Source organism: Nocardioides allogilvus, from assembly GCF_003047285.1.
Lineage (GTDB): Bacteria > Actinomycetota > Actinomycetes > Propionibacteriales > Nocardioidaceae > Nocardioides > Nocardioides allogilvus.
Genome location: NZ_PZYX01000012.1, coordinates 101,587 through 124,775, shown reverse-complemented (window position 1 = coordinate 124,775; position 23,189 = coordinate 101,587). Strand labels below are relative to the sequence as shown.

Below are 23,189 nucleotides of genomic sequence, written 5' to 3'. Positions count from 1 at the left end.
GCCTCCGGTTCGGTGAGATGCGTCGCTGCTCCACACCTCACCCGGAGGCCTTCACCTGTGTCTAGAGCCGCTGCCTAACCTCCGTGGACAGAACACCTAGGCGGCGGCGCCGACAGCGGCGTTCGACGACCAGCCGGATAGGGTCGCACGGTGACGCAGAAAGCGCCTTCGCGGCCGCCGGGAACGATCCGCATCGGGTCCTTGGCAGGGATCGACGTCCTGGTCACCAGCTCCTGGTTCATCATCGCGGGACTGATCGCGTTCGCCATCGCGCCCCGCATCGAGCAGGTCGAGCCGGGGCTGGGCGCGCTGAAGTACGTCGCCGGGCTGGTGTTCGCGATCGTCCTCTACCTCTCGGTGCTCCTGCACGAGGCATCGCACGCGATCGTGGCCCAGCGCTACGGCTTCGGCGTCAACTCGATCACCCTGCACTTCCTGGGCGGCATGACCGAGATCGACGGCTCGGCCCGGCGTCCTCGCCAGGAGTTCTGGATCGCCGTCGTGGGGCCGCTGACCTCGATCGCCGTCGGCCTGGCCTCGGTCGGGCTGTGGTTCCTGCTGCCCGAAGGGCTGGTCCGGGTCGCCGTCGAGGGACTGGCCGGCGCCAACCTGCTGATCGGCGTGCTCAACCTGGTCCCCGGCCTGCCCCTCGACGGTGGGCGGGTGCTCAAGGCCGCGGTGTGGGGCGCCACCGGCGATGCCAACAAGGGCACCATCGTCGCCGGCTGGGGCGGGCGACTGACAGCCGTGGCCCTGCTCGGGTGGCCGCTGATCCAGCGCGAGTTCTTCGGCGTCCCTCCGACGTTCTTCGACTACCTCCTGGTCGTCGTGCTCGGCCTGTTCCTGTGGACCGGCGCCACGGCGGCGATGTCGCACGCGCGGATGCGCAGGCGGCTGCCCCACCTCGTCGCGCGGCCGCTGGCCCGCCGCACCCTCGCCGTACCCGAGGACACGCCGTTGGCGGAGGCCGTCCGCCGCGCGCAGGAGGTCGACGCCGGCAGCATCGTGACCGTGACCTCGTCCGGGCGCCCCACCGGCATCGTCAGCGAGGCGGCCGTGCAGGCCACTCCCGTCGAGCGCCGGCCGTGGGTCGCGACCAGCACGGTCGCGCGCACCCTCGAGGACGGGCTCACCCTGCCGGCGGAGATCGCCGGCGAGGACCTGATCCTGGCGATCAGCCGACGCCCCTCGGACGAATACCTCCTGGTCGAGGAGGACGGCTCGGTGGTGGGCGTGCTCGCGACCGCCGACGTGGACAAGGCCTTCCGCGAGTCACGCGCCTGAGCCTGACCCCACTAGGGTTCCGCGCATGCCTGAGAGTTCAACGCCGATCAGTCCCGACGTGCCCGCCGAGGCGTGGTCGGGTGTCCACCGCGGCCCGCTGCGCGAGGGGGAGTGGGTGCGCCTGATCGACCAGAAGGGTCGCAAGCACAACTTCGAGCTGACGCCGGGCAAGCGCTTCTTCTCCAACAAGGGACACCTCGACCACGACGAGATGATCGGTCGCGACGAGGGCTTCACCGTCACCTCGTCCGCCGGTGGGCAGTACCTCGTCTTCCGGCCGCTGCTCTCCGAGTTCGTCGTCTCGATGCCCCGCGGCGCGGCCGTGGTCTACCCGAAGGACGCGGCGCAGATCGTGGCGCTCGCCGACATCTACCCCGGTGCTCGCGTCGTGGAGGCCGGTGCCGGCTCCGGCGCGCTCACCTGCTCGCTGCTGCGCGCCGTCGGCCCGTGGGGCAAGGTGACGTCCTACGAGCTGCGCGAGGAGTTCGCCGAGGTTGCCAAGCGCAACGTCGACCAGTTCTTCAACGCGCCCGCCGGGACGTCCCACCCGGCCTGGGACCTGCAGCTGGGCGACCTCAAGCTGCTGCTGCCCCAGATCGAGGGCCAGGTCGACCGGATCATCCTCGACATGCTCGACCCTTGGAACTGCATCGACATGGTCGCCGAGAAGCTCGTCCCGGGCGGCATCGTCTGCGCCTACATCGCGACCACCACGCAGCTCTCCCGCGTCGTGGAGACCCTGCGTGCCCACGGCGGGTTCACCGAGCCGCACCCCTGGGAGTCGATGGTCCGCGACTGGCACGTCGAGGGCCTCGCCGTACGCCCCGACCACAAGATGATCGGCCACACCGCCTTCCTGGTCACCGCCCGCCGGATGGCACCGGGGGAGAAGGTCCTGCGCAAGACGCGCCGTCCGGCGCCGGGTGCCTACGGGATCGACTACACCGGCCCGCGACCGGCCGACCTGCCGCCGCTGGAGGTCGTCGACGAGCCGGTCGAGTGAGCGTCGAGGTCGTCGCATGGTCCGCTGACTGGGCTCGCGACTTCGAGCGCGTGGCCGCCGATCTGCGTACGGCGCTCGCGGCCGTGCCAGGCTCCCGGGTCGAGCACGTCGGGTCGACCTCGGTGCCCGGCCTCGCCGCCAAGCCGATCCTGGACATCGACGTCATCGTCCCCCCGGCCGCCGTGCCGGCCGCAGTGGCAGCGCTGACCGAGATCGGCTACGTCCACCGCGGCGACCTCGGCGTCGTCGGCCGGGAGGCCTTCTTCGCCCCCGACGAAGCGCCGCGTCGTCACGTCTACGTCTGCGCGGCCGGGACCACGAACGTGCGCAACCACCTCGCCGTACGCGACGTGCTCCGCACGCACCGGGACCTGCGGGACGCCTACGCCGAGGTCAAGCGCGCCCTGGCCGCAGACCCGGACAGGGACATCGACACCTACATCGCCCGCAAGTCGGCCGTGCTGCAGCGCGCCCTGGCCGTCTCGGGGGAGTTCACCGACGACGAGCTGCACGCCATCCACCTGCTCAACGACCCGGCCGCGTCGAAATCGTGACCAACACGGCGCGATAACCGCTTCCGTCCCTTCCCATGATGGGTAATGTCCGAAGGAACAGGAGGTGACGCACATGTCCGAACCGACATCTACGCCCGCGGGGTCCGGGATGAATCCCGACGAGCTGGTCACTCAGGTGCGCTTCCTGGAGGCCGAGGTCTCCGATCTCCGGCGCCGGCTCACCGAGGCGCCCGGCCACTCCCGCGGTCTCGAGCTCCGGCTCGCCGACACGCAGCGCTCGCTCGCCGCGGTGACGAGCCAGAACGAGCGCCTCGCCCAGACACTGCGCGAGGCCCGCGACCAGATCATGAAGCTCAAGGAGGAGGTCGACCGGCTCGCCCAGCCGCCGGCCGGTTTCGGCACCTTCCTCGCGCGCAACGAGGACGACTCCGTGGACGTGTTCACCGGCGGGCGCAAGCTGCGGGTCAACGCCAGCCCGGCCGTCGACCTCGACGAGCTGGTCAAGGGCCAGGAGGTCATGCTCAACGAGGCCCTCAACGTCGTCGCCGCCCTCGCGTTCGAGAAGGTCGGCGAGGTCGTGATGTTCAAGGAGCTGCTCGAGGACGGCCAGCGCGCACTGGTCATCGGCAACGGCGACGAGGAGCGGGTGGTCCGGCTGGCCGCCCCGCTGCTCGACGTCCTGCCGAAGGCCGGCGACTCGCTGCTGCTGGACTCCCGTGCCGGCTACGCCTACGAGCGGGTGCCCAAGTCCGAGGTCGAGGAGCTCGTCCTCGAAGAGGTCCCCGACATCGACTACTCGCAGATCGGCGGGCTGATCACGCAGATCGACGCGATCCGCGACGCCGTCGAGCTGCCCTACCTCTACCCCGAGCTCTTCAAGGAGCACAAGCTCAAGCCGCCGAAGGGCGTGCTCCTCTACGGCCCTCCCGGCTGCGGCAAGACGCTGATCGCCAAGGCCGTGGCCAACTCGCTCGCGAAGAAGGTCAGCGAGAAGACCGGCAGCTCCGGCAAGTCCTACTTCCTCAACATCAAGGGCCCCGAGCTGCTCAACAAGTACGTCGGCGAGACCGAGCGGCACATCCGGCTGGTCTTCCAGCGGGCCCGCGAGAAGGCGTCGATGGGCACGCCCGTCATCGTGTTCTTCGACGAGATGGACTCCCTGTTCCGCACCCGCGGCTCGGGGGTCTCCTCGGACGTGGAGAACACCATCGTCCCCCAGCTGCTCAGCGAGATCGACGGCGTCGAGACGCTGGAGAACGTCCTGGTCATCGGTGCCTCCAACCGCGAGGACATGATCGACCCGGCCATTCTGCGCCCCGGTCGCCTCGACGTGAAGATCAAGATCGAGCGGCCGGACGCCGAGTCCGCGCGTGACATCTTCACCAAGTACCTCACCGCCGACCTGCCGCTGCACGACGACGACCTCGCCGAGTTCCACGGCGACGCCGACGCGTGCGTGGCCGGGATGATCCGGGCGACGGTCGAGCGGATGTACACCGAGTCCGAGGAGAACCGCTTCCTCGAGGTCACCTATGCCAACGGTGACAAGGAGGTCCTCTACTTCAAGGACTTCAACTCCGGCGCGATGATCCAGAACATCGTCGACCGGGCCAAGAAGATGGCGATCAAGGACTTCCTCGACCAGCACCAGCGCGGCCTCCGCGTCCAGCACATGCTGCAGGCGTGCGTGGACGAGTTCAAGGAGAACGAGGACCTCCCCAACACCACCAACCCCGACGACTGGGCCCGCATCTCGGGCAAGAAGGGCGAGCGGATCGTCTTCATCCGCACTCTCATCACGGGCAAGCAGGGCACCGAGCCCGGCCGCTCCATCGACAACGTCGCCAACACCGGCCAATACCTGTGACCAACGAAAGAAGAACCTGATGATCAAGATCCTCGTCATCGTCGTCATCGTGCTCGTCGTCCTGGCCGTCCTCGGAAAGCTGCGGAGCCGCTGACCCGACCCGGTGGGTGCGGCTCTAAAGTGCGCGCATGAGCCGTCACTTCCTGGTCCGACGCACGCTGGCGCGCGTCCTGCTCCGTCTCTTCCGCTGGCGCACCGCCGGACAGGTGCCGCAGCGCGGCATCCTCGTCGGCGCACCCCACACGTCCAACTGGGACTGGGTCCTCACCATGCTGCTGGCCTGGGACAGCCAGGTGCAGATCCGGCTGCTGGTGAAGAAGGAGTTCTTCAAGGGCATCCTCGGCCCGATCCTGCGCTCCACCGGGGCCGTTGCCCTGGACAGGTCCGACCCGACCGAGACGATCAACACGCTGCTGGCCGAGGCCGAGGTCGAGGAGTCGTTCCTGCTGGGCCTCGCGGCCGAGGGCACGCGCAGCAAGTCCGACTACTGGAAGTCCGGCTTCTACCGCATCTCCCAGAAGACCGGGATCCCCGTCACTCTCGCCTACATCGACAGCGTCTCGCGCACGGTGGGCTGGGGGCCGACGTTCGAGCTGACCGGCGACGTCAAGGCCGACATGGACCGTGTCCGGGAGTTCTACGCCGACAAGCGCGGCATCCGGCCCGAGCTCACCACCGAACCGCGGTTGCGCGAAGAGGACAAGGCTTCAGGCTGAGCGGGCGACACCGGCCGACAGATGGGTCCACGGCCGCGCGATCGCGGGGCCGGGCAGGTAGAACGCCTCCAGGCTCTCGATCTCCCAGCCGTTGGCCTCGATCAGCGCCGGCGCGTCCCGGGTCAGGTGACAACCTCCGGCCAGTCGACGTTCCCAGGGCTCGCAGCGTCGCTGCCAGCGCTGGACGCCGGGGTCGGGGGCGAGCCCGTGCTCGAGGAAGTGCAGCCGTCCTGCCGGGCCGACCACACGCCGTACCTCCCGGAGCGCCAGCGCCGGGTCGGGGATCGTGCAGAGGCTGAAGGTCACCAGGGCGCTGTCGTGGCTGCCGTCGGGCAGGTCGAGGTGCTGTCCGTCGAGACCCGCGCGCTCGATGGGTACGGCGCTGCGCCGGCGCCGCTTCTGCGAGAGCCCCCATCCGACATCCGAGGGCTCCACGGCGCTCACGGAGGTCACGGACGGCGGATACCAGCGGATGTTGAGGCCGGAACCGAAGCCGATCTCGAGGACTCGGCCGGTCAGCTCGGCACACACCTGGCCGCGCAGCTCGCCGATCTCGTGGCCCTTCAGCGAGGCATCGGCCAGTCGCGGCACCACGTGTTCGTCCCACAGCCGTAGGCTCATGGCATGAGCGTACGTCGGGTGATGGGCACCGAGGTCGAGTACGGCATCTCGGTGCAGGGACTTCCCCTTGCCAACCCCATGGTCGCCTCGTCGCAGGTCGTCAACGCCTACGCCTCCTCGACGGTCAAGGCGCGGCGCGCGCGCTGGGACTTCGAGGAGGAGTCGCCGCTGCGCGACGCCCGCGGCTTCGACATGTCGCGACAGGTCGCCGATGCCAGCCAGCTCACCGACGAGGACCTCGGCCTCGCCAACGTCATCCTCACCAACGGTGCCCGGTTGTACGTCGACCACGCACACCCGGAGTACTCCACGCCCGAGGTCACCTCGCCCCTCGACATCGTCAGGTGGGACAAGGCGGGGGAGCAGGTGATGCTCGATGCGCAGCGGCTGGCCTCGCAGGTGCCGAACGCCGCGCCGATCGTGCTCTACAAGAACAACACCGACAACAAGGGCGCCTCCTACGGCGCCCACGAGAACTACCTCATGCGGCGCTCGACGCCCTTCGCCGACATCGTGCGCCACCTGACGCCCTTCTTCGTCAGCCGCCAGGTCGTGTGCGGTGCGGGTCGCGTCGGGATCGGGCAGGACGGGCACGAGCACGGCTTCCAGGTCAGCCAGCGCGCCGACTTCTTCGAGGTCGAGGTCGGGCTGGAGACGACGCTCAAGCGCCCGATCATCAACACCCGCGACGAGCCGCACGCCGACCCGGAGAAGTATCGCCGGCTGCACGTGATCATCGGCGACGCCAACCTGTCCGAGGTGTCGACCTACCTCAAGGTCGGGACCACCGCGCTGGTGCTCGCGATGATCGAGGACCGCTTCATCACCACCGACCTGGCCGTGTCGGGCTCGGTGGCGTCGCTGCGCGCTGTGTCGCACGACCCCACGCTCAAGCACCTGCTGACGATGCACGACGGCCGCACGATGACGGCCGTCCAGCTCCAGATGGAATACCTGGACCTGGCCCGGAAGTTCGTCGACGACCGGCTGGGCGACGACGCGGACGCCCAGACGATCGACGTGCTCGCCCGCTGGGAGTCGGTGCTGACCCGGCTCGAGCACGACCCCATGCAGTGCGCGCGCGAGCTCGACTGGGTCGCCAAGCTCAAGCTCCTGCAGCAGTACCGCGACCGCGACGGCCTCGACTGGGACGACGCGAAGCTGCACCTCATCGACCTGCAGTACAGCGACATCCGTCCCGAGAAGGGGCTCTACGCCAAGCTCGTCGCCGCAGGCCGGATCGAGCGGCTGCTGGACGACGCCTCGGTGGAGCAAGCCATGCACGACCCGCCGGAGGACACGCGGGCCTACTTCCGCGGGCGCTGCCTGGAGAAGTACTCCGCCAACGTCGCCGCCGCTTCGTGGGACTCGGTGATCTTCGACCTGCCCGGCCGCGAGTCGCTCCAGCGCGTCCCGACGATCGACCCGCTGCGCGGCAGCAAGGCCCACGTCGGTGCGCTGCTCGACGAGTGCGACACCGCCCTCCAGCTCGTCAACCGCCTCACTGCCCGCTGACCGAGTCTGGAGCGCGCCAGCCCTCGGAGCTTGAGGACCAGGTTCGGCGGAGTCGCAGTACAGCCGCCCTCCAGGCCTGGTAGCCGCTGATGGCTGGAACCCTCAGGAACGTTTGGTTCCCCCGCATAGGCGGGGGAATCGAACCATCCTGGGTGTTGCAACACACCAGAACCCCACGAAAACCCCTCGAACCTTGGTCGGATCCGCGAGCAGGGCTCGCGAGCATCCGCAGCGCCTGCTTCTCCCACGCGAACGCCTCGTCGATGCGCTGGAACTCGGCAGACCAGACGAGTTCCACGGGCCGCTGACGGCGCGTGTAGGCCGCCCCTTCGTCGCCGTTGTGCTGATTGACGTGTGCTCGGGGTCCCAGGTGCTGCCGACGTAGTAGGTGCCGTCGGAGCAGCGGAGCATGTAGGCGTAGGGCGCATGTCGAGAGTCACCACGTTTCGACGGATCGAATCACGCCAGCCAGGACGTGTGGACAACCCCGCCAAGTCTTCGGTTTCGTGACGCGCGCTAGCGCGCCTTCCTCAACCCCCGACAAGCCCGCGTGGCCTCCGGTGGGCGGTTCGCGTGCGCGGTTTCCATTTGTGGATAGGGTCGGAGACATGGCCCAGGAACAGAAGCAACCGCGCAAGTCCACCCAGGACGAGACGGCGACCGACGAGGTCGTCGAGACCGACGTTGCCGAGCGCAAGGAGGTCATCGACGACGACGTCGACGCCATCCTCGACGAGATCGACGACGTGCTCGAGACCAACGCCGAGGACTTCGTGAAGTCGTTCATCCAGAAGGGTGGCCAGTGAGCGATCCGCGCCTGCCCGCTGCCTACCTGATGCCGGGCTCCTCGTCCTTCAGCGACTTCCTCGCCGTCCAGGCCCCTGACCTGCTGCCCTCGCGCCGCGCCGTACCCTCCGGCAACGCCGGCGACCTGGCGCCCCACGGCACCACCATCGTCGCGGCGACGTTCCCCGGCGGCGTGGTGATGGCGGGTGATCGCCGCGCCACGATGGGCAACATCATCGCCCAGCGCGACATCGAGAAGGTCTTCCCGGCCGATGAGTACTCCGTCGTCGGCATCGCCGGCACCGCCGGCCTGGCCGTCGAGATGGTGCGCCTGTTCCAGACCGAGCTCGAGCACTACGAGAAGATCGAGGGCACCACGCTCTCGATGGACGGCAAGGCCAACCGTCTCGCCGCGCTCATCCGCGCCAACCTCGGGATGGCCATGCAGGGCCTGTCCGTGGTGCCGCTGTTCGCGGGCTACGACCTCAACACCGACCAGGGTCGCATCTTCAGCTACGACGTGACCGGCGGCCGCTACGAGGAGACCTCCTTCCACAGTGTCGGCTCGGGCTCGCTGTTCGCCCGCGGCTCGCTGAAGAAGGTCTATCGCGAGGACCTCTCCGCCGAGGGCTGCGTGACCGCCGTCCTCCAGGCGCTCTACGACGCTGCCGACGACGACTCCGCGACCGGAGGCCCCGACCTGACGCGCCGCATCTTCCCGGTCGTGCACGTGATCACCGCGGACGGTGGCTACCGCGTCGCGGACGCCGAAGTCGCCGACATCGCCGACCGCATGCTCGCCGCCCGCATGCAGCGCCCCGACGGCCCTGCTGCCGCCCTGATCTGAGGACCGCACCCATGAGCACCCCTTTCTACGTCTCGCCCGAACAGCTGATGAAGGACCGTGCGGACTTCGCGCGCAAGGGCATCGCGCGCGGTCGCTCGGTCGTCGCCATCCAGTACGCCGACGGCATCCTGTTCGTCTCGGAGAACCCGTCCCAGGCGTTGCACAAGGTCTCGGAGATCTATGACCGGATCGCGTTCGCCGCGGTCGGTCGCTACAACGAGTTCGAGAACCTGCGCATCGCCGGCGTGCGGCTGGCCGACATGCGCGGCTACGCCTACGACCGCCGCGACGTCACCGGCCGCGGGCTGGCCAACGCCTATGCCCAGACGCTCGGCACGATCTTCTCCAGTGGTGGCGAGAAGCCCTACGAGGTGGAGATCTTCGTGGCAGAGGTGGGCGACACACCGGCCGACGACCAGCTCTACCGCCTGACCTACGACGGCCAGGTCGCCGACGAGCACGGCTTCGCCGTGATGGGCGGTGCCGCGGACACCGTGGCCACCCACCTCAAGGAGCACTACGTCGAGGGCTCGACCCTCGAGGATGCCCTGCACGTCGCCGTGGCCGCGCTGGGCCACACCGACGCCGGCGACCGCGTGATCCCGGTCGACGACCTCGAGGTGGCCATCCTCGACCGCACCCGCACCCAGCCGCGGAAGTTCGTGCGGCTGCGCGAGACCCGGCTCGTCGAGATCTTGGGCGATCGCGGTCCGGAGCAGCCCGACGTGCCGCAGGGCGACGACACCGCAGGGGCGACGCCCCCGTCCGCACCGGTCACCGACGACCCCGGCGACCCCACCGACCAGGTGAGCGGGGGAGTGCCGCCGCTCGAGAACCCGATGAGCGGTGAGCCGACCGAGCACCACGTGCCCCCGCCGACGGCACCCCCGACCGCACCGCCGACGGCGCCGCCGACCGACCCGCCGGTCGCGCCCCCGCCGGCTCCCCAGCCGCCGATCCCGGACCCGTCGCAGCCGCCGGCTCCCGGGACACCGCCCGGCGACCCGGGCAACCCGCTGCCCTGACGTGGTCGGCCTGCTCACGCTCAACGTCGCCCGACCCACGCGTGAGCGGGCTGCTGGGCTGCTCGAGTGGCTGTGGCACCGGCCCGTGGACCTGCTGGTCCTCACCGAGGTCGCCCGCGGCGGTGGCTCCGAGCTGATCGCGCAGGTGTGCCGGGAGGCAGGGCACTCCGTGCTCGCCAGCGGTTGCGACGACTACGGCGTGCTCCTCGTCGCCCGCCGGGGCACCCTCGAGCCGGCCCCCGACGTCGCGGTTCCCCCCTCGTTTCCTGGGCGCCTGCTTCCTGCGAGGTGGCAGGGGCTCCTCGTGCTCGGGGTGTACGGCGCGGCCAGCGACCCGGTCCGCTACTCCAGCGCCACGCAGCGCCGCCGCAAGCGCGACTGGCTGGCAGAGCTGGACCTCGCGCTCGGCACGCTGGACGTGCCCGAGCCGTGCGTCCTGATCGGCGACCTGAACGTCGTCGCCCCCGGCCATGGCGATCCGCTCCCACACGTCCTGCCGGAGGAGACGGCGTTCTACCACCGGTTGAGCGAGGCCCACGGGTTCGTGGACGCGCACGGAGTCGGCCCGGAGGTGAGCTGGGTGGACCACTCCGGTGTCGGGTGCCGCTACGACCATGCCTTCGTCAGCGCAGACCTGGCGCCCCGTGTCGTCGACTGCGTGCTCGAGCACTCTTCGAGGGTCTCGGGACACACCGATCATTCGGCTCTGCGACTCGACCTCAGGTTGCCCTCGGACCCGTAGGGTGGACTCATGGACCGGCGGATCTTCGGTATCGAGAACGAGTACGGCGTCACGTGCACGTTCAAGGGCCAGCGCAGGCTGAGCCCGGACGAGGTCGCTCGCTACCTGTTCCGCAAGGTGGTGAGCTGGGGGCGCTCGAGCAACGTCTTCCTGCGCAACGGCGCCCGGCTCTACCTCGACGTCGGCAGCCACCCTGAGTACGCGACGCCCGAGTGCGACGACATCGTCGACCTCGTCACCCACGACAAGGCGGGGGAGCGGATCCTCGAGGGGCTGCTCCTCGATGCCGAGCAGCGACTCCACGACGAGGGCATCGCGGGCGACATCTATCTCTTCAAGAACAACACCGACTCCGCCGGCAACTCCTACGGCTGCCACGAGAACTACCTCGTCGGGCGGGCCGGGGAGTTCAGCAAGCTCGCCGACGTCCTGATCCCGTTCCTGGTGACCCGCCAGATCATCGTCGGGGCCGGGAAGGTCACGCAGACGCCCCGCGGTGCGGCGTACAACGTCTCCCAACGCGCCGAGCACATCTGGGAGGGCGTCTCGAGCGCGACCACCCGCAGCCGGCCGATCATCAACACCCGCGACGAGCCGCACGCGGACGCCGAGAAGTACCGCCGCCTGCACGTCATCGTCGGCGACTCCAACATGAGCGAGACGACGACCATGCTCAAGGTCGCGTCGTGCGACCTGGTGCTGCGGATGATCGAGGAGGGCGTGGTGATGCGCGACCTCACGATGGAGAACCCGATCCGCGCGATCCGGGAGATCTCCCACGACGTGACCGGGCGCCGCAAGGTGCGCCTGGCCAACGGCCGTGAGGCCAGTGCGCTGGAGATCCAGGCCGAATACCTCGGCAAGGCCCGCGACTTCGTCGACCGCCGCCAGATCAGCACCCCGCTCATCGAGCAGGCCCTCGACCTGTGGGAGCGCGGCCTGAAGGCGATCGAGTCCGACGACCTCGGCCTCGTCGACCGCGAGATCGACTGGGTGATCAAGTGGAAGCTGATCGAGCGCTACCGCGCCAAGCACGGCTTGCCGATGGGCCACCCGCGGATCGCGCAGCTCGACCTCGCCTACCACGACATCCACCGCAACCGGGGGCTCTACTACCTCCTGGAGAAGCGGGGCGCGGTCGCCCGTGTCACCAGCGACCTGAAGATCTTCGAGGCCAAGAGCGTGCCGCCGCAGAACACCCGTGCCCGGCTCCGTGGCGAGTTCATCCGCAAGGCGCAGGAACGCCGCCGTGACTTCACCGTCGACTGGGTGCACCTCAAGCTCAACGACCAGGCCCAGCGCACGGTGCTGTGCAAGGACCCGTTCAAGGCCTACGACGATCGCGTGCAACGTCTCATCGATGGCATGTGAGTCGTTCAGCCGGGTCACAGGCGGGCCGGATAGGGTGACCGCGCTGTCCTGCCAACCAACGACTAGGTGACCCAACGTGTCTCGCACCACCCGCCTCCTCGCCGCCAGCGGCGTCCTCGTCCTCACCAGCCTGTCGCTGAGCGCCTGCGGCTCCGACGACGCCGACAGCGGCTCGGCCGGTGGCCTCGGCAACGTCACGATCACCGGAGACGTGGGCAAGGCCCCGAAGGTCGAGTGGGAAGGCCGGGTCGCTCCCGACGACATCGAGACCGAGGTCGTCACCGAGGGTGACGGCGAGGTCATCGAGGAGGGCGACGGTGCGCTCGCGCACATCTGGATCGGCAACGGCTTCACCGAGGAAGAGGCCTACAGCAGCTACGAGTCCGAGGCTCCGCAGCTGCTGGTCGGCGACGTCTCCGAGCCGTTCAAGAAGGCGCTCGAGGGCCACAAGGTCGGCTCCCGTGTCGCAGTGGCGAGCCTGGCCGAGGAGGCCTTCGGCGAGGCCGGCAACTCCCAGCTCGGCATCGGCAACAAGGACGGTCTCGTCTTCGTGGTCGACCTGCTCGGCCGAGTCGGCGACGCGCCCTCCGGCGAGGAGCGCGAGCCCGCCAAGTGGGCGCCGTCGATCGTCGAGTCCGACGGCGTGGTCACCGGGTTCGACTTCGCGGACGCCAACAAGCCGAGCAAGAACCTCCTCGACACCACGCTGGTCAAGGGTGACGGCCCGGTCGTGAAGAGCGGCCAGACGATCGCCGTCGACTACCTCGGCCAGGTCTACGACGCGAAGCAGCCCTTCGACGAGTCCTTCTCCTCGGACCCCGCGTCCTTCCCGATCGGCGTCGGCCAGGTCGTGGCCGGCTGGGACAAGGCGCTCGTCGGCAAGACCGTCGGCTCCCGCGTCATCCTGTCCATCCCGCCGGCCGACGGCTACGGCGAGGAAGGCAACAAGGACGCCGGCATCAAGGGCACGGACACGTTGTTCTTCGTCATCGACATCCTCGCTGCAGCCTGACCTGAGCTGACCGAGGGACGGGGGAGCGGCATGGCGGAGAAGTCGGAGCGGTTGCTCAACCTCTACATCATGCTGCTCGCCCAGACCCGGTTCGTCTCGAAGCAGGACATCCGACGTGCCCACTACGGTGAGTACGCCGACAACCCCCGTGGCCACGAAGCCTTCGAGAAGGCCTTCGAGCGGGACAAGGACGACCTGCGCGAGCTCGGCGTCGTGATCGAGGTCGGCTCGCTCGACAACTACTTCGACGACGAGCTCGGCTACCGCATCTCGCCCGACACCTCCTCGCTGCCGGAGATCCGGTTCGGGGCAGACGAGGCCGCGGTGCTGGGCATCGCGGCCCGTGCCTGGGAGCAGGCCACCCTGGCCCGGGCCACCACCGAGGCGATGCGCAAGCTCGCAGCCCAGGGCGTCGAGATCGACACGAGCCGCCTCGATCTCGTGCCGCCCAGCCTGCGTGCCGAGGAGCCGGCGTTCGACGCCTGCTGGGAGGCGACCCAGAAGCGCCGGGTCATCACCTTCGACTACCGCCGACCCGGTGAGGAGGCGGCCTCCCGCCGCCTCCAGCCGTGGGGCGTGGTGCGGTCCTCGGGGCGTTGGTACGTCGTGGGCTTCGACCTCGACCGGCAGGCTGAGCGGGTCTTCCGGCTCTCGCGGGTTCAGGGGAAGGTGACCTTGACCGGCAAGTCGGCGGCGTACGACGTCCCGGCCGGGACGGACGTGCAGGCCGTGGCGCACAACCTGGTCCACCGCACGCCCGACATCGAGGCGACCGTGCTCGTGCGCCAGCGGACGGGCGTGGCCCTGCGTCGCCAGTCCAGCTCGATCGAGGAGGACGTCGCAGGACCCGACGACGCCTCCGGCTGGGACCGGGTCACCGTCAGCGGGCAGGCCCGCGACCTCGTCGGCTCGGTCCTCGCGCTGGGCCCCAACGCCGTCCTGGAGACGCCCGCCGACCTGCGCAGCGACGTCGTCTCGCGGCTGCGCGGGGTGGCGTCGTGACGAGCGCAGGAGGTGGGCCCAAGCCCACCGTGCACGCAGCCCGCGAGCAGGTCGGGCGACTGCTCGCGCTCGTGCCGTTCCTGCACCAGCACGGCGAGGTCCGCATCTCGGAGGCCGCCGAGGCCCTCGGGGTCGACGCCGCGCAGCTCGACAAGGACCTGCGGGTGCTCTTCATGTGCGGGCTGCCGGGAGGCTTCCCCGACGACCTGATCAACGTCGACCTCGACGCCCTCGAGGGCGAGGGGATCATCCGCGTCGACAACGCCGACTACCTCGCCCGGCCCGTGCGCTTCGGGCCGTCGGAGGCAGCGGCGCTCGTGGTGGCGCTGCGGGCCGTGGAGCAGAGCGCGTCGTCGGAGACCCGCGAGGTCGTCGAGCGCACGCTGGCCAAGCTCGAGGCGGCCGGAGCAGCGTCCGCCGCCCAGCAGATCCACGTCGCTGCCGACACGTCGCCCGGCGCGGAGCTCCTGCCCGTGCTGCAGGGCGCGATCGAGCACGGGCTCCAGCTGGAGATCTCCTACTACGTCCCCAGCCGCGACGACCAGTCGTCGCGGGTCGTCGAGCCGCGCGCCATCACGCGGGTCGGCGACGCGACCTATCTCGACGCGTGGTGCCACACCGCCAACGGCGACCGTGCGTTCCGCCTCGACCGGATCGTGTCGGCGACCGAGCTGTCCGAGGCCGTCTCGGAGCGGGCAGCCGAGCCGCGCGACCTGTCCGGTGGCTGGTTCCGCGGAGACGGCGAGACCGTCGCGGTGACGCTGCGACTGCAGCCCGCTGCGCAGTGGGTGCCGGAGTACTACCCGGTCAACGAGACCTCGCCGGGCCCCGACGGCACGCTCGACGTCGTCCTCGACGTGGCCAGCGAGTCCTGGCTGCAGCAGCTGCTGTTCCGGGTCGCACCGCACGCGTCGGTCATCGCACCCCGAGAGTTCGCCGAATCGTTCACTGCCGACGCCCGGGCAGCGCTGAGGCTCTATCAGGACGGCGGCGTAGGATGAGAGCAGCAGCCATCCCCGACTTTTGGAGCAACTCATGATCAACCCGCTGATCGGCATGCCGCAGGGCGCAGAGTGGCTTGTCATCCTCGCGATCGTGGTGCTCGTGTTCGGTGCTGCCAAGCTTCCGGAGCTCGCCCGTGGCACCGGTCAGGCCTTGCGCATCTTCAAGACCGAGACCAAGGGCCTGCGCGACGACGACGACGACAAGCCGGCGACGCCTGCTGCTCCCTCCGAGCTGCCTCCCACCTCGGCCACCCAGGCCGAGCCCACGATGCAGTCCGAGGTCGAGCCCGAGATCCGCTCCGACAAGCACACCGGCTGAGCCGGGCATCGTCGACGCACGTCTGTGAGTTTCGTCGGGCGGTTCGTCCGTCTCTATTCTGCCAAGCCTGCCCACGCTGTCGGCCCTGACGGCCGGATGGCGCTCGGGGACCACCTCCGCGAAGCGCGCGCCCGCGTGCTGCGCGCCGGGACCCTCCTGATCGTCGGCCTGGCGGTGGCGCTCTACTTCAGGATGCCCCTGTATGACCTCATCAGCGCTCCCTACTACCAGGCGGCGGAGCGGCTGCCCGAAGGAACCACGGAAGCGACGACGGGGGGCGCCGCCGGTGGGCTGATGCTCTACCTGAAGCTGTGCGGGTTCAGCTCGCTGGTGGTCACGGCTCCGTTCTGGCTCTACCAGGTCTGGGCCTTCATCCTGCCCGGCCTGCACGCGACTGAGCGGAAGTGGTCGCGGATCTTCGTGGCGATCGCCGGGCCGTTGTTCCTGATCGGCGTGGTGCTGGGCTATGTCACGCTACCCAAGGGACTCGAGGTGCTGATCGGCCTCAACCCGCCGGGAGTGACCAACCTGGTCGAGTTCAACGAGTACCTCCAGTTCTTCACCCGCACCCTGCTCGTCTTCGGCCTGGCGTTCGAGATCCCGGTCTTCGTGGTGATGCTCAACCTCGCCGGTGTCGTGAGCGGCAAGCAGCTGGGCGCCCACCGGCCCTGGATCGTGGTGGGCATCTTCGTCTTCGCCGCCGTGGCGACGCCCTCCGCAGACCCCTTCACGATGACCTTCATGGCCGTGCCGATGCTCTTCCTCTACCTCATCTCCGAGGTCATCGCCCGCTGGAACGACCGCCGCAAGGCCGCGCGCAGCCCCAACGCGGGCCTCTCGCCCGACGAGCTCTCCACCATCTGACACAGTGACGGCCATGGAGCCCGCGCCGACCAGGAAGCCGATCGTCGACGTCGATCCGTTCGACCTGCCCGAGTGGCTGGGGGTCGGCCAGGTGGTCTGGCACGCCGATCGCGGCCTGCGGTCCGGACACCTCGTCGCCGGCCGCCTGGTGTGCGGCGACGACGTCCTGGCCTGCGACCTGCTGGCGGTCGACGAGGCCTATCCCGCGCCGGTCACCGACGACGACTCGCGGCTCCGGGCCCACCAGTCGTGGCGCCACGGCCAGGTCCTCCTCGGGACGTACGGCGACCGGCTGGTGCTCGCCGTACCAGGCACGCGGTTCGACGCCGAGCTGGTGCTGGACACCCTGTCCCGGCTGGCGCGCGCCGTGGGCGGGTCGCCCGACAACATGGGCGCGCTGCTGCGGATCGGCGCGGAGAAGCAGAACCGTCGCTGAGGCTGGATAGGGTCGTCGACATGGCCCGCGAGATCGCTCTTCTCACCAATCCCACCTCGGGCAAGGGGAAGGGCGCGCGCTACCGCGAGGCGGCACTGTCACGGCTGCGCGACGCCGGCCTCATCGTGCGCAACCTCGAGGGACGCGACGCCGACGAGGCCCTCGACCTGGCCCGCGCCAGCGTCGCCGACGGCGTCGAGGCGCTCGTGGTCTGCGGAGGGGACGGCCTCGCCCACCTCGCCTCCCAGGTCCTCGCCGGCACCGGCGTGCCCCTCGGGATCATCCCTGCGGGCACCGGGAACGACGTCGCCCGCTACTTCGACCTGCCGCGCCAGGACCCGGTCGCCGCGGCGGACCGTGTGATCGGTTCCCGCACGCGGACCATCGACCTGGCCCGCACCGGCTCGCGCTACTTCATCACCGTCCTGGCCGCCGGCTTCGACGCGATCGTCAACGAGCGGGCCAACGAGATGAGCTGGCCACGGGGTCAGATGCGCTACAACCTCGCCACGCTCGTCGAGCTGCGCACCTTCCGCGCCCTCCCGTTCACGCTCGAGCTCGACGGCGCGCAGATCCAGCGCGACGCGATGCTCGTCGCCGTCGGCAACGGAACCTCCTACGGCGGCGGCCTGCGGATCGCCGAGGGGGCCCTGCTGGACGACGGCTTGCTCGATGTGGTCATCATCAAGACGATGACCAAGCCCAGGCTGATCCGCACCTATCCCAAGCTCTTCTCCGGCACCCACACGCAGGCGCCGGAATACGAGCGCCACCGCGTCCGCAGTGTCACCCTCGCCGCACCAGGTGTGACGACGTACGCCGACGGCGAGCGCTTCGGCGCCCTGCCGCTGACGATCAACTGCGAGCCTGCTGCCCTGTCGGTGTTCGCATGAGCGGCCACGAGGACGAGCCCGTGTTCGAGGACGAGCACGCGTCGACGTACGCGCGCATGACCACGCACCCGGTGACGGCCGCGTTCGCCGGTCTCTACGACTTCCCGCTGGACGACTTCCAGGTGCGGGGGTGCAAGGAGATCGAGGAGGGGCGCGGCGTGCTGGTCGCCGCCCCGACCGGCTCCGGCAAGACGATCGTCGGCGAGTTCGCCGTCCACCTCGCGCTCGAGACCGGGCGCAAGTGCTTCTACACGACGCCGATCAAGGCGCTGAGCAACCAGAAGTACAACGACCTCGTCGCGCGCTACGGGCCGGAGAAGGTGGGCCTGCTGACCGGCGACAACGTCGTCAACGGCGAGGCGCCGATCGTGGTGATGACCACCGAGGTGCTGCGCAACATGCTCTATGCCGGCTCGCGCACGTTGATCGGGCTCGGCTTCGTGGTGATGGACGAGGTGCACTACCTCGCGGACCGGATGCGCGGCGCGGTCTGGGAAGAGGTGATCATCCACCTGCCCGAGTCGGTCACGCTGGTGTCGCTGTCCGCGACCGTGTCCAACGCCGAGGAGTTCGGCGAGTGGCTGGCGACCGTGCGCGGCGAGACGACCACCATCGTCGAGGAACGCCGACCGGTGCCGCTGTTCCAGCACGTGATGGTCGGCAAGCGGCTCTTCGACCTGTTCGCCTCCTCCGACGTCGACGCCAGCGCCGGCTTCGTGAAGGAGGGCGCGCCCGTCAACGACGAGCTCGTGCGGATCGCGCGCGACGACTGGGCGAGCTCGCGGCTGATGCGCGATCGCAAGTCGGCCCGGAAGGGCAAGCCGGGGGCCTCCAAGAACCCCCGCCAGGTCGGCAACGGCCGGCGCGTGTGGATCCCGAGCCGGGTCGAGGTGCTCGAGCGCCTCGACAGCGAGGGACTGCTGCCCGCCATCGTCTTCATCTTCAGCCGGGTCGGCTGCGACGCCGCCGTCACGCAGTGCCTCTCGGCCAACGTCCGGCTGACGAGCCCCGAGGAACGCGCCGAGATCTTCGCCTACGTCGAGGAGCGCTGCCGCCACCTGCCCGACGACGACCTGGAGGTGCTCGGCTACCACGAGTTCCTCGACGGCCTGACGCGTGGCGTCGCCGCCCACCACGCGGGCATGCTGCCGACCTTCAAGTCCTGCGTGGAGGAGCTCTTCCTGCGTGGCCTGGTGAAGGCGGTGTTCGCGACCGAGACGCTCGCGCTCGGCATCAACATGCCGGCTCGCACCGTGGTGATCGAGAAGCTGTCGAAGTGGAACGGCGAGACGCACGCCGACATCACGCCGGGGGAGTACACCCAGCTCACCGGTCGTGCCGGTCGCCGCGGGCTCGACGTCGAGGGCCACGGCGTGGTGCTGTGGCAGCCCGGGATGAACCCCGGCGAGGTCGCCGGCCTCGCCTCCACCCGCACCTATCCGCTGCGCAGCTCGTTCCGCCCGTCCTACAACATGGCGGTCAACCTGGTCCACCAGTTCGGCCGCGAGCGCTCGCGCGAGCTGCTGGAGCAGTCCTTCGCCCAGTTCCAGGCCGACCGGGCCGTCGTCGGGATGGCGCGCCAGCTGCAGAAGGCCCAGGAGGCGATCGCGGGTTACGACGAGGCCGCCACCTGCCACGTCGGTGACTTCATGGAGTACGCCGCGCTGCGCCGTCGCATCTCCGAGGTCGAGAAGGGCGCCTCCCGGGAGCGGCGCTCGGGTCGCCGCGAGGAGGCGATGGAGTCGCTGACGCGGCTCAAGCCGGGCGACGTGATCATGGTGCCCAACGGGAAGTTCGCTGGCTTCGCGGTCGTCATCGATCCCGGCATCGGCGGCCACGAACCGCGGCCCTACGTCCTGACCGCAGACCGGCAGGCCCGCCGCCTCGCGCCGATGGACTTCCAGACGCCCGTCGAGGCCATCACCCGGATGCGGCTGCCGAAGTCGTTCAACGGCCGCAACCCGGCCATGCGGCGCGACCTCGCCTCGGCCCTGCGGACCAAGACCCACAATCTGACGCCGCCACCCCCGCGCCGTACGACCCGCAAGGATGACTTCACCGACTCGCCGATCGACCGGGAGATCGCCGAGCTGCGCACGAAGCTCAAGCAGCACCCGTGCCACCAGTGCCCCGAGCGCGAGGACCACGCGCGCTGGGCCGAGCGGTCCTTCAAGCTGGCGCGCGATGCCGAGACGCTCAAGCGGCGGGTCGAGTCACGCACCAACACGGTCGCGCGCACCTTCGACCGGGTGTGCAACGTGCTGACGGCGCTGGGCTATCTCGAGGGCGACACCGTGACCGAGCGCGGGAGCCACCTCCGGCGCATCTACACCGACATGGACCTGGTCGCGGCCGAGTCGCTGCGTGAAGGGCTCTGGGACCACCTCGATGCCTCCGAGCTGGCCGCTGTCCTCTCCTCGCTGGTCTACGAGGCCCGTCGTGCCGACGATGCCTCCGCGCCGAAGGTCCCCGGCGGTGCGGTGCAGGCCGCCCTCGTCGACACCGTGCGGGTCTGGGGCCAGCTCGACGCGCTGGAACGCGACAACAAGCTCGAGTTCCTGCGCGAGCCCGATCTCGGGTTCGCCTGGGCCGCCTTCCGCTGGGCGGAGGGCGACGACCTCGACGACGTGCTCGGTGGGACCGACCTGGCGGCCGGTGACTTCGTCCGCTGGATGAAGCAGCTGCTCGACCTCGCCGGCCAGGTCGCCGACGCGGCCGGCGACTCCCCGCTGCGCAAGACCGCGCGCGAGACGGTCAAGGCGCTCAAGCGCGGTGTCGTGGCCTACTCCTCCGTCACGGAGTGAGTCCGGCGAGCACCTTGGTGAGGCGCTCGACCGGGCTGTTCAGCCCCCAGCGCTCGGCGAGGGCCGCCAGCGCCTCGGGGTCCTTCGGCGAGCGCGGCAGGGCGCACTCCGGGGTGCCGAGGTCGATGTCGCGGGCCACGGCCACGACCGTCGGGGCGACCTCGAGGTAGTCGGCCGCCGCCAGGATCTTGCCTCGCGGGCCGGGCCCCAGCGCCGAGCCGGGATCGGCCGCCGCCGCTCGGATGCCCGACAGGTCGCCGTACGACAGGAGCAGGCTTGCGGCCGTCTTGTCGCCGACGCCCGCGACACCGGGCAGGCCGTCGGAGGCGTCGCCGCGCAGGGTGGCGAAGTCGGCGTACTGCTGGGGGAGGACGGAGTACTTCTCGACCACGACGTGCTCGGTCATGCGCTCGTGCTTGGCGACACCGCGGGCGACGTAGAGGACGCGCACCTCGGCTGCGTCGTCGACGAGCTGGAAGAGGTCGCGGTCGCCGGTGACGATGTCGACGGGCATCTTCGCGTTGGTGGCGAGGGTGCCGATGACGTCGTCGGCCTCGTAGTGGTCGGCGCCGACGATGGAGATGCCGAACGCACCGAGGACCTCGACGATCACCGGGATCTGGACCTCGAGCGGGTCGGGCACCTCCTCGATGTCCGGGATGCCGTCAGGACGCGGCGCCTCGACGCGGTGGGCCTTGTAGGTCGGGATCAGCTCGACGCGCCACTGCGGGCGCCAGTCGTTGTCCCAGCAACACACGAGATCGGTCGGCTGGTACTCCTCCACGAGCCTGCTGATGAAGTCGAGGAGCCCCCTCACGGCGTTCACGGGAGTGCCGTCGGGCGCGCGCACGGAGTCCGGAACACCGAAGAATGCGCGGAAGTACAGGGAGGCCGTGTCAAGAAGCATCAGTCGCTGTGCGGTCACACCGGGATCCTTGCACGATCCGTCGCTACTCTGAGCGCGTGACAACCCCTGCCGTGGAGACCACCGACCGCCTGATCCTGTCCCTGCTCGCCACGGACGGGCGGATGTCGTTCACCGACCTGGGCAAGGCCACCGGTCTCTCGACCTCCGCCGTGCACCAGCGGGTCAAGCGCCTGGAGTCGCGCGGCCTGATCCGCGGCTACGGCGCGCAGGTCGACCACGAGCAGCTCGGACGGCCGCTGACCGCGTTCATCTCGATCACGCCGATCGACCCCTCGCAGCCCGACGACTACCCCGAGCGGCTCGTCGACATCCCCGAGATCGAGTCCTGCTGGTCCGTGGCCGGTGAGGAGTCCTACATCCTCAAGATCCGCGTCCCCACCCCCCGGCACCTCGAGGACCTCCTCGCCCGCATCCGCTCCGCCGCGAACGTCTCCACCCGCACGACGATCGTGCTCTCCACGCCGTACGAGAACCGCCCCCTCGGCTGAGGGCGTCGCTCCTGTCGCGGAGTCCCCGCCTAAGCGGGGACTCCGTCACAGGTTGGCCGTTGCAACGCCCCAGAGGCGCAAGAGTTCCCCAACCTGATGAGCGAGCAACGCTGGTCACGCCGCAGGTGCACCGCGGCTCGCCAGCAGCTTGAGGATGCGGCGAGCAGTGGCAGTCGGGTTCTCGAGGTCGGCCCAGCCGATGCGGATGCACACCCAGCCCGTGGCTTGGCAGATTCGCTCCTCGCGTCGCTTCTCACGCATGAGGTAGTCGGCGAGAGTCTCCCCGGGGCGTCGGTAGATCTCGTACTTGATGCGGCCATCGAACTCGAGGAAGACGCCGTGCGTGCGCCACAGGAAGTCGACCACGCCGATCAGGAATCCTGATTCGTCCAGCACCTCCACTTGTGGCTCTGGCCGAGGCAACCCCTGGCGGTAGCAGAGGTAGACGAATCGAGTCTCGGCAACGCTCTGGAGGCGCGAGTCCGCGAGACTCAGGGCTACCCGCGTGTTCAGCGTCTCGGGCCAGTGCTCCGTCTGTCGCGCCAGTCTTGCGACCTCCTCCAGCGTTGTCCGTCTCAGGTTGAGCAGGCCATTGAGGATGACCAGACCGAGTTCGAGGTCAACGACGGACAGGATCTCGACTGCGGTCCTGGCTGCCGTGGTCACGGGGACCCCGTGGCGCAGCGTGATGTGTTCGAGAGGCAACCGCCCGGAGTGGTGCACGATCAAGCTCTCGCGGCGACCGGCCTTTTCATCGGTCCGGGTCAGCGCAACCTCGGTCAGGTCGATGCGCCACATCGGCACGTCCCACTCGGCAAGCGCGGATTGGTGCGTAAGCACTGACGACTCATGGGCAGTCCTCAGCACGGCACGCGAGCGGACGCGATACCTGTGTAGATCGCTCGCCGCGCTCCACAGTGCCGAGTCGACGTATGCGCCGTACCTGACCCTGCTGATGAGTCCCGCCTTCACGCACCTCGCGATGTCGCGGTCAGACCACTCGCGGTCAATGAGCTCTCGGCGGAGCCAGATGTCCTCGAGTCTCACAGGAAAGGCTTCGTTGGCCGTCATGGCGACGACCGTTCCTTCAGGGACCGACACTCATGCGTCGATGCACGACCCGCTGTGGATATCGCACCCGGACGCA

The 23,189-nt window shown here is 69.6% G+C and carries 24 protein-coding genes; 20 read left to right on the top strand and 4 right to left on the bottom strand.

The window, feature by feature from the left end:
• The first annotated feature begins 150 nt into the window (after window positions 1-150).
• The 5 genes from C9J87_RS16355 (at window position 151) to C9J87_RS16335 (ending at window position 5,385) form a co-directional block, all read left to right on the top strand.
• Window positions 151-1,284: a site-2 protease family protein gene (locus C9J87_RS16355; protein WP_036490656.1), complete on the top strand. Its 1,134-nt coding sequence runs from the start codon at window positions 151-153 to the stop codon at window positions 1,282-1,284.
• A gap of 25 nt (window positions 1,285-1,309) precedes the next feature.
• Window positions 1,310-2,287: a tRNA (adenine-N1)-methyltransferase gene (locus tag C9J87_RS16350; RefSeq protein WP_107706065.1), complete on the top strand. Its 978-nt coding sequence runs from the start codon at window positions 1,310-1,312 to the stop codon at window positions 2,285-2,287.
• Window positions 2,284-2,841: a GrpB family protein gene (locus tag C9J87_RS16345; protein ID WP_107706064.1), complete on the top strand. Its 558-nt coding sequence runs from the start codon at window positions 2,284-2,286 to the stop codon at window positions 2,839-2,841. Before C9J87_RS16350 ends, C9J87_RS16345 begins: the two co-directional genes overlap by 4 nt.
• Window positions 2,842-2,914: 73 nt before the next feature.
• Window positions 2,915-4,669: a proteasome ATPase gene (arc, locus tag C9J87_RS16340; protein ID WP_107706063.1), complete on the top strand. Its 1,755-nt coding sequence runs from the start codon at window positions 2,915-2,917 to the stop codon at window positions 4,667-4,669.
• A gap of 128 nt (window positions 4,670-4,797) precedes the next feature.
• Window positions 4,798-5,385 carry a 1-acyl-sn-glycerol-3-phosphate acyltransferase gene (locus tag C9J87_RS16335; protein WP_010832874.1) on the top strand — a complete coding sequence of 196 codons (588 nt, stop codon included), beginning with the start codon at window positions 4,798-4,800 and terminating at the stop codon, window positions 5,383-5,385.
• Here C9J87_RS16335 and C9J87_RS16330 read toward each other — a convergent pair.
• Entirely contained in the window at window positions 5,377-6,006 is a 630-nt protein-coding gene (locus C9J87_RS16330; RefSeq protein ID WP_010832875.1) for a class I SAM-dependent methyltransferase, read from the bottom strand. The genes C9J87_RS16335 and C9J87_RS16330 overlap by 9 nt on opposite strands.
• Before the next feature lie 3 nt (window positions 6,007-6,009).
• On the opposite strand from C9J87_RS16330, the gene dop reads away from it, so the two are divergent.
• A complete protein-coding gene (gene dop / locus C9J87_RS16325; RefSeq protein ID WP_010832876.1) occupies window positions 6,010-7,521 on the top strand; it encodes a depupylase/deamidase Dop in 1,512 nt (503 codons plus the stop codon).
• Here dop and C9J87_RS20585 read toward each other — a convergent pair.
• Window positions 7,508-7,891: a GIY-YIG nuclease family protein gene (locus C9J87_RS20585; protein ID WP_408635566.1), complete on the bottom strand. Its 384-nt coding sequence runs from the start codon at window positions 7,889-7,891 to the stop codon at window positions 7,508-7,510. The two genes, dop and C9J87_RS20585, sit on opposite strands and share 14 nt — an antisense overlap.
• A 238-nt stretch (window positions 7,892-8,129) precedes the next feature.
• Here C9J87_RS20585 and C9J87_RS16320 point away from each other — a divergent pair, with 238 nt between their 5' ends.
• From C9J87_RS16320 to C9J87_RS16260, 13 genes are all read left to right on the top strand, one after another.
• Window positions 8,130-8,327: a ubiquitin-like protein Pup gene (locus C9J87_RS16320; protein WP_036490661.1), complete on the top strand. Its 198-nt coding sequence runs from the start codon at window positions 8,130-8,132 to the stop codon at window positions 8,325-8,327.
• A complete protein-coding gene (gene prcB, locus C9J87_RS16315; RefSeq protein WP_010832877.1) occupies window positions 8,324-9,154 on the top strand; it encodes a proteasome subunit beta in 831 nt (276 codons plus the stop codon). Before C9J87_RS16320 ends, prcB begins: the two co-directional genes overlap by 4 nt.
• Window positions 9,155-9,165: 11 nt before the next feature.
• Complete coding sequence (prcA, locus tag C9J87_RS16310) at window positions 9,166-10,179, top strand: proteasome subunit alpha (RefSeq protein ID WP_010832878.1); 1,014 nt, start codon at window positions 9,166-9,168, stop codon at window positions 10,177-10,179.
• Window position 10,180: 1 nt separating this feature from the next.
• Entirely contained in the window at window positions 10,181-10,921 is a 741-nt protein-coding gene (locus tag C9J87_RS16305) for an endonuclease/exonuclease/phosphatase family protein (protein WP_010832879.1), read from the top strand.
• Window positions 10,922-10,930: 9 nt separating this feature from the next.
• Window positions 10,931-12,292 carry a Pup--protein ligase gene (pafA, locus tag C9J87_RS16300; protein ID WP_010832880.1) on the top strand — a complete coding sequence of 454 codons (1,362 nt, stop codon included), beginning with the start codon at window positions 10,931-10,933 and terminating at the stop codon, window positions 12,290-12,292.
• 76 nt (window positions 12,293-12,368) lie between these two features.
• Window positions 12,369-13,304: an FKBP-type peptidyl-prolyl cis-trans isomerase gene (locus tag C9J87_RS16295; protein ID WP_010832881.1), complete on the top strand. Its 936-nt coding sequence runs from the start codon at window positions 12,369-12,371 to the stop codon at window positions 13,302-13,304.
• A 30-nt stretch (window positions 13,305-13,334) separates the two neighbouring features.
• Window positions 13,335-14,306: a helix-turn-helix transcriptional regulator gene (locus C9J87_RS16290; protein ID WP_107706061.1), complete on the top strand. Its 972-nt coding sequence runs from the start codon at window positions 13,335-13,337 to the stop codon at window positions 14,304-14,306.
• Entirely contained in the window at window positions 14,303-15,307 is a 1,005-nt protein-coding gene (locus C9J87_RS16285; RefSeq protein WP_232820087.1) for a helix-turn-helix transcriptional regulator, read from the top strand. The genes C9J87_RS16290 and C9J87_RS16285 overlap by 4 nt, the downstream gene beginning before the upstream one ends.
• 34 nt (window positions 15,308-15,341) lie before the next feature.
• Window positions 15,342-15,629 carry a twin-arginine translocase TatA/TatE family subunit gene (tatA, locus tag C9J87_RS16280; RefSeq protein WP_107706059.1) on the top strand — a complete coding sequence of 96 codons (288 nt, stop codon included), beginning with the start codon at window positions 15,342-15,344 and terminating at the stop codon, window positions 15,627-15,629.
• Between the two features lie 24 nt (window positions 15,630-15,653).
• Window positions 15,654-16,493, top strand: a complete 840-nt coding sequence (gene tatC / locus C9J87_RS16275) for a twin-arginine translocase subunit TatC (protein WP_232820086.1) — start codon at window positions 15,654-15,656, stop codon at window positions 16,491-16,493.
• Between the two features lie 13 nt (window positions 16,494-16,506).
• Window positions 16,507-16,929: a hypothetical protein gene (locus C9J87_RS16270; protein WP_107706057.1), complete on the top strand. Its 423-nt coding sequence runs from the start codon at window positions 16,507-16,509 to the stop codon at window positions 16,927-16,929.
• 20 nt (window positions 16,930-16,949) lie between these two features.
• A complete protein-coding gene (locus C9J87_RS16265) occupies window positions 16,950-17,822 on the top strand; it encodes a diacylglycerol kinase (protein WP_107706056.1) in 873 nt (290 codons plus the stop codon).
• A complete protein-coding gene (locus tag C9J87_RS16260; protein ID WP_408635565.1) occupies window positions 17,819-20,626 on the top strand; it encodes a DEAD/DEAH box helicase in 2,808 nt (935 codons plus the stop codon). The genes C9J87_RS16265 and C9J87_RS16260 overlap by 4 nt, the downstream gene beginning before the upstream one ends.
• On the opposite strand, the gene C9J87_RS16255 is transcribed toward C9J87_RS16260, so the two are convergent.
• Complete coding sequence (locus C9J87_RS16255; protein WP_408635564.1) at window positions 20,616-21,551, bottom strand: 5'-3' exonuclease; 936 nt, start codon at window positions 21,549-21,551, stop codon at window positions 20,616-20,618. The genes C9J87_RS16260 and C9J87_RS16255 overlap by 11 nt on opposite strands.
• Window positions 21,552-21,589: 38 nt before the next feature.
• Here C9J87_RS16255 and C9J87_RS16250 point away from each other — a divergent pair, with 38 nt between their 5' ends.
• Window positions 21,590-22,042, top strand: a complete 453-nt coding sequence (locus C9J87_RS16250) for an Lrp/AsnC family transcriptional regulator (protein ID WP_269634811.1) — start codon at window positions 21,590-21,592, stop codon at window positions 22,040-22,042.
• A gap of 114 nt (window positions 22,043-22,156) precedes the next feature.
• Here the strand turns inward: C9J87_RS16250 and C9J87_RS16245 are convergent, their stop codons facing one another.
• Complete coding sequence (locus tag C9J87_RS16245) at window positions 22,157-23,113, bottom strand: hypothetical protein (RefSeq protein WP_107706053.1); 957 nt, start codon at window positions 23,111-23,113, stop codon at window positions 22,157-22,159.
• Window positions 23,114-23,189: the final 76 nt, after the last annotated feature.

What these genes read in the sequence shown, in the direction of transcription:
- C9J87_RS16290 (WP_107706061.1), top strand. Translation starts at nt 13,335, where the DNA reads ATGGCGGAGAAGTCGGAGCGGTTGCTCAACCTCTACATCATGCTGCTC.
- C9J87_RS16320 (WP_036490661.1), top strand. Translation starts at nt 8,130, where the DNA reads ATGGCCCAGGAACAGAAGCAACCGCGCAAGTCCACCCAGGACGAGACG.
- arc (WP_107706063.1), top strand. Translation starts at nt 2,915, where the DNA reads ATGTCCGAACCGACATCTACGCCCGCGGGGTCCGGGATGAATCCCGAC.
- C9J87_RS16265 (WP_107706056.1), top strand. Translation starts at nt 16,950, where the DNA reads ATGGCCCGCGAGATCGCTCTTCTCACCAATCCCACCTCGGGCAAGGGG.
- dop (WP_010832876.1), top strand. Translation starts at nt 6,010, where the DNA reads ATGAGCGTACGTCGGGTGATGGGCACCGAGGTCGAGTACGGCATCTCG.
- tatA (WP_107706059.1), top strand. Translation starts at nt 15,342, where the DNA reads ATGATCAACCCGCTGATCGGCATGCCGCAGGGCGCAGAGTGGCTTGTC.
- prcA (WP_010832878.1), top strand. Translation starts at nt 9,166, where the DNA reads ATGAGCACCCCTTTCTACGTCTCGCCCGAACAGCTGATGAAGGACCGT.
- C9J87_RS16330 (WP_010832875.1), bottom strand. Translation starts at nt 6,006, where the DNA reads ATGAGCCTACGGCTGTGGGACGAACACGTGGTGCCGCGACTGGCCGAT.
- C9J87_RS16350 (WP_107706065.1), top strand. Translation starts at nt 1,310, where the DNA reads ATGCCTGAGAGTTCAACGCCGATCAGTCCCGACGTGCCCGCCGAGGCG.
- C9J87_RS16260 (WP_408635565.1), top strand. Translation starts at nt 17,819, where the DNA reads ATGAGCGGCCACGAGGACGAGCCCGTGTTCGAGGACGAGCACGCGTCG.
- C9J87_RS16245 (WP_107706053.1), bottom strand. Translation starts at nt 23,113, where the DNA reads ATGACGGCCAACGAAGCCTTTCCTGTGAGACTCGAGGACATCTGGCTC.
- C9J87_RS16270 (WP_107706057.1), top strand. Translation starts at nt 16,507, where the DNA reads ATGGAGCCCGCGCCGACCAGGAAGCCGATCGTCGACGTCGATCCGTTC.
- C9J87_RS16335 (WP_010832874.1), top strand. Translation starts at nt 4,798, where the DNA reads ATGAGCCGTCACTTCCTGGTCCGACGCACGCTGGCGCGCGTCCTGCTC.
- pafA (WP_010832880.1), top strand. Translation starts at nt 10,931, where the DNA reads ATGGACCGGCGGATCTTCGGTATCGAGAACGAGTACGGCGTCACGTGC.